This is a genomic window from Qipengyuania sp. JC766, assembly GCF_040717445.1.
In the GTDB taxonomy this organism is placed as follows: Bacteria; Pseudomonadota; Alphaproteobacteria; order Sphingomonadales; family Sphingomonadaceae; genus JC766.
Map to the genome: position 1 here is coordinate 1 of NZ_JBFEFL010000002.1, position 5,425 is coordinate 5,425.

Genomic DNA, 5,425 nt, shown 5'->3' on the forward strand with positions numbered 1-5,425 from the left:
GGGGCCGGTAGCGGAGCAGAGGGGGCGCAGGTCGTCCTCCGGGGCGAGGAAACAACCGTCGCCGAACCGCCTGCCAGCAGCGGTAACGCCACCGGGACCCGTACGCTCGCCCGGTCGAACGATACCGGTCTTGCCCTCCCCGGCGCACCACCGATCGCCGCAGTCACAGATGCGCAGTTCGATGCCTTGAGCGGCCGTGTTGCCACCCTCGAAGGCCGGGTCGACCAGCTCGATTTCCAGCTGCAGGAGCTCGACGAGTTCACCCGCGGCGGCATCGCGGCGGCGATGGCTTTCGGCGGCACCATGATCGTGCCGGACTCCAATGTCTCGGTCAGCCTCAATGCCTCCACTTTCGGCGGCGAGCAGGGCTTCTCCGGCGCGGTCAGCGCACGCATTTCGCCGCGCATCTACGTCTCCGCCGGCGTTGCCGGATCCACCGCCGACGATACCACCGGCGGACGGGTGGGCGTCGCCTTCGGGTTCTGATCGGTCCCGACCCCGGGGCGGCGCGTTGTGCCGTCCCGGGGCCCCCGACAATCGAATTTTGGATCCACCGATACCGATACTGGGGAGCTTTGCTTAACCGATTGGGTTGCTCGCCTGCGGTTTGCTGACGTGTCCGCGGCGCGGACCCGCTTCCATCGCGCGAGGATGCGCGGCGACAGCTAACCGTGCGTGCTGGCCGCCTGCCAGTCGGCAATGGCGTCGATCGGGAACAGCAGCATGACGATGGTGAGCACGAGGCCGTCGCGCACCACCAGGCTGACCACCAGTTCTGCAATCACCGCCAGCGCCACGGTCACCTTCACCGGCAAGCGCAGCGCCAGCCAGAAGCCGAACGCCATCCAGCCGATATCGGCAGTCGAATTGAGCACGCTGTCGCCCGAATAGCCGAAATTGGCGGTGACCGAGCGGAACCGGTCGATCACGAAGGGCGTGTTCTCGAGCACCTCCCACGCCGCCTCGATCAATACGGCGAGCGGCAGGCCCCAGCGCACGGCCTTGCTGCCGCCCGGCTCGCGGCGCGCGAACAGCCACCAGCCCAGCGCGTAAAAGATCATCCCGTGGATGATGTGGCTGGGCGTGTACCAGTCGGCGATATGCTGGCTGTTGCCGGCATCGTTTATCCGGCCGTGCCACAGTTTCACATAACCGCATTCGCAGATCGGCGGACGGTCCATCGCCAGGAGGATCCCCACCGCGACAATCGCGATGACGATCGACACGAAGGCCGTGCGGCGGTCGGGTATCAGGACTCCCATCGACGCGACGGGGTGCAATGGAACGGCCTTCCCCGCAAGCCGAAACGCGCTCTCCTAGTCGAAGCTGTCCCTGACCTTCTTGCCCGCCTTGAGGCCGAGCACGAGAAAGACCGCGAAAAGCACCAGCGCGATCACGGCGAGGACGATGGCGATATCCACCAGCGTGCCGGCGAGACCGCCGAAACCGAGGATCGCCGCGACGGCGGCCACGAGGAGGCAAATGAGAGCGAGCTTGATCATGACAGTTTGAATGGCCGAGCGCGTTGGCCGTTCCGACCGGGAAGGCGACGCGCGAACCGTTTAAGACCGGTTCAGCCGGGCTCGTGCCTGTTGGCAGGTGTACCACGGACACTTGCTCCGACACATATTTTGCGGGCAGGCAATGGTCCGATGCCCTCGCGCGCCCCGCGCCGCCCAACGACCGGAGCCACGATGACCGAATTTCCCACCTCCCCGTCTCAGCATGAGCGCGGCAAGCGCAATGCCTTCACGCGTTTCCTGGATGGCGTCGAATGGCTGGGCAACCTGCTGCCCCATCCGGTCACGCTGTTCGCCCTGCTGGCGCTGGGAATCGTGCTGCTGTCCGGGGTGTTCGGGTGGATGGGCCTGGCGGTGGTCGATCCGCGACCGGCGGGCGCGCCGGGCGTGGCCGAAGACGGGATGATCCGCGCGGTCAGCCTGGTGAACGGGGACGGGATCAGGCGCATCTTCACCGGACTGGTCGACAACTTCACCGGCTTCGCGCCGCTGGGCGTTGTGCTCGTCGCGATGCTGGGCGTGGGCGTGGCGGAAAAGTCCGGCCTGCTGAGCGCCGCGGTGCGATCCATGGTGCTGGGCGCCCCGCCCAAGCTGGTTACCGTGGCCATCGTGTTCGCCGGGATCATTTCCAACACCGCGTCGGAAGTCGGCTATGTCGTCCTGATCCCGCTCGCAGGCGCGATCTACTATGCGCTGGGCCGACACCCGCTGGCCGGCATGGCCGCGGCATTCGCCGGCGTATCGGGCGGATACAGCGCCAATCTGCTGATCGGGACGATCGATCCGCTGCTGGCCGGGATCACGCAGGAAGCAGCGCAGCTGATCGATCCGGATTACCGGGTGCTGGCAACGGCGAACTGGTACTTCATGTTCGCTTCGACCTTCCTGATCACGGCGATCGGCAGCCTCGTCTCGATCTACATCGTCGAACCGCAACTGGGTGCATACGACAAGGCGAAAGCCGATCCCGACGTGCTGGACGAAGGCATGATGACGCCGCTGGACAATACGGAGCGCAAGGGTCTGCGCTGGGCCGGGCTGGCGATGCTCGCGGTCTTCGCCCTGATGGCCCTGACGCTGTGGCCCGAATGGGGAGTCCTGCGAAACGCGGAGACGGGGGACCGGATGGACTCCCCGTTCTTCGACGGCTTCGTCGTCTGGATCCTGATCTTCTTCGTCACGATCGGCTATGCCTATGGCCGCGCGGCAAAGACCATGAAATCGGACCGGGACGTGATCGACGCGATGGCGGGCGCCCTGTCCTCGCTCGGCCTCTATATCGTGCTGGTCTTCTTCGCGGCGCAGTTCGTGGCCTTTTTCGGCTGGACCAACCTGGGGGGCATCACCGCCGTGACCGGCGCCCAGTTCCTTGTGGACACGGGACTGACGGGCCCGGTGGTGTTCTTCCTCTTCATCCTGCTGTGCGGGCTGATCAACCTGTCGCTCGGCTCGGCCAGCGCGCAATGGGCGGTGACGGCACCGATCTTCGTGCCGATGCTCATGCTGATCGGATACTCGCCCGAAGCGATCCAGGCGGCCTACAGGATCGGGGATTCGACAACCAATGTCATCACGCCGATGATGAGCTATTTCGGGCTGATACTGGCTTGGGCGACGCGGTACCAGAAGGACCTTGGCGTCGGTACGCTGATCGCGATGATGCTGCCCTACTCCATGTTCTTCATCACCGCGTGGAGCGTGTTCTTCTACGTGTGGACGTTCGTGATCGGCCTGCCCGTCGGCCCCGGATCGCCGACCTATTATCCGGGATAGGACTGCAACCCCTCCGGCGCGGGCCTGAGCGCACGAGTCGGAATGCCGCGAGCATGGCAGGATGCTCGATCTACGCCCGCGTCGGAAATTTATTTGGCGCGTGAGACGCGCAGGCGATTTCTTCGGCGAGGTGGCTTGCCTATCACCGTATTAACCTTTAATAAAGTCAGCTCGCACCAAGATACCGATAGTTTATCGGTGGTAAACATGCTCATACGTACAAATATATATACGAGCAACTAGGCGGCATTACCCAATTTAGCTTTGTTATAAAAAAGCATTCAGATATTTTTTACTGATTATATAGACGATTATTCACGTTGAAATGAACGGATCGCGCCCTCTGGCCCGATCTGCAAACGTGGAGAAATCGCATGTCGAATATCTCGAAGATCGGTCTACTGCTCGCTGGCGCCGCAAGCATCGCGGTCGTCTATCCTGCCGAGGAAGCTTCGGCGCAGGAGTGCGTACTCGACATCAACAGCAATTTGCTCGGCAGCCTGCTCGGCCTCGACGTCGATTTGCTGTGCGAGGGCGGCGGGGAAGACTCCACCATCCTTGGTGAAGGGGCCGAGGCCGATGGCGATGATTCCACCGCGATCGGCACGGATGCGAACTCGTCCGGCGACAACACCGTGGCGGTCGGTTCCGACAGCAGCGACGATGCAGATCTGGACGGCGCTACCGCGGCCGGAAACAATTCGACCGCCGTCGGCGTCGATGCGACGGCCGGCGCCGTCGGATCGGACAATGCCAGCGCCTACGGCTTTCAGGCCGATGCCCTCGGCGCGAACTCGACCGCGATCGGCGCCCTTGCCGGTGCCACTGCGACCAACGCGACTTCGCTCGGCTACGAGGCGCTCGCCGATGCCGAGAAAAGCACGGCTCTGGGCACGGGGTCGCAAGCCCTCGGCTCCAGCGCCACGGCGGTCGGCTATCAGGCCAGCGCCACGCTGACGGACGCGACCGCTCTGGGACGCGATGCCGCGGCAACCGGTGTGGGTTCGACCGCGCTCGGTGCGGCCAGCGCTGCTTCGGGTACCAATGCAGTGGCGCTCGGCAACGACGCGGATGCGCTCGCCGATCAGGCGATCGCCATCGGAAACGCCGCATCCGGCGCGGGTGAAGGTGCCATCGCTATCGGTGGCGACGCGGACGACGCGGACGGGCTAGGCGCGGTTGCCGATGCGACGGACGCCATCGCCATCGGACGCGATACCTTTGCCGATACGGCCGGCGTCGCCATCGGGCGGGGATCCTCGGCAGCCGCCGACACCGTCGCCCTGGGCCGCGATGCGTCCGCCTCGGCAGCCAATTCGGTCGCGCTGGGCGCAGGTTCGATCGCCGACCAGGCCGATACGATCTCCGTCGGGGCGGCAGGTGCCGAACGACGGATCGTCAACGTGGCCGCGGGCGTGGACGATACCGATGCGGTCAACATCTCGCAGCTCAACGAAGCGGTCGCGATGCTGGAGAACCCGTTCCTCGAAATCAACGGAATCGGTGCGGACGCGTCGGCAACGGGCGCGCAATCGGTAGCATTGGGCGTGGCGGCGAACTCGGGCGGCGAGAGTGCCGTGGCGATCGGTCAGAATGCCAACTCGTCCGGCCAGTCGGCACTGGCCTTCGGTACCGAAAGCGCCGCGTCAGGCCAGTTCGGCGTCGCAATCGGTCAGCAGACCATCGCAGCCGGACAGAATTCGACCGCGATTGGCCGCCAGTCCCAAGCGCTCCAGCGAAGCGACACGGCCGTCGGGTCCGCTGCGCGGGCCGAAGGTATCCAGTCGACCGCAATCGGACGCAACGCGATCGCGACAGGCGGTAATAGCAACGCCATTGGAGCCTTCTCGGTCTCGTCGGCACTTAATTCCTCTGCCTTCGGCACCGGTGCAGTGGCAAGCGGACGCAATGCCAATGCAGTCGGGCGGCTAGCGATTGCCGCTGCAGACAATGCGACGGCCATCGGAACCTTTGCGGAAGCGAACGCCATGGACTCTCTGGCTGTCGGCCTTCTCGCCAATGCTGGAGGCATCCAGGCGACGGCATTCGGCAACAGGGCATCGGCTTCATTCGCCAACAGCTTCGCCCTCGGCTACCTCGCGACCGCCACCCGCGCCAACCAAATGATGCTG

Annotated in this window: 4 protein-coding genes and 1 pseudogene; 3 read left to right on the top strand and 2 right to left on the bottom strand. The window is 64.8% G+C overall.

Annotated elements, in window-relative coordinates; translation table 11 throughout:
* The coding region (locus AB1K63_RS13005) for a YadA-like family protein (protein WP_366960733.1) at positions 1-486 on the top strand (486 nt) is incomplete at its 5' end.
* Between the two features lie 179 nt (positions 487-665).
* Here the strand turns inward: AB1K63_RS13005 and AB1K63_RS13010 are convergent.
* Together AB1K63_RS13010 and AB1K63_RS13015 are read right to left on the bottom strand one after the other, a co-directional pair.
* Entirely contained in the window at positions 666-1,262 is a 597-nt protein-coding gene (locus tag AB1K63_RS13010) for a DUF2585 family protein (RefSeq protein WP_366960734.1), read from the bottom strand.
* A 54-nt stretch (positions 1,263-1,316) separates the two neighbouring features.
* Positions 1,317-1,502 carry a DUF1328 family protein gene (locus tag AB1K63_RS13015; RefSeq protein WP_366960735.1) on the bottom strand — a complete coding sequence of 62 codons (186 nt, stop codon included), beginning with the start codon at positions 1,500-1,502 and terminating at the stop codon, positions 1,317-1,319.
* A 192-nt stretch (positions 1,503-1,694) separates the two neighbouring features.
* On the opposite strand from AB1K63_RS13015, the gene AB1K63_RS13020 reads away from it, so the two are divergent.
* Both AB1K63_RS13020 and AB1K63_RS13025 read left to right on the top strand, forming a co-directional pair.
* On the top strand, positions 1,695-3,293 hold the full coding sequence (locus tag AB1K63_RS13020; RefSeq protein WP_366960737.1) for an AbgT family transporter: 1,599 nt from the start codon (positions 1,695-1,697) through the stop codon (positions 3,291-3,293).
* A 374-nt stretch (positions 3,294-3,667) separates the two neighbouring features.
* Positions 3,668-5,425, top strand: a pseudogene (locus AB1K63_RS13025) (hypothetical protein); the annotation flags it as partial.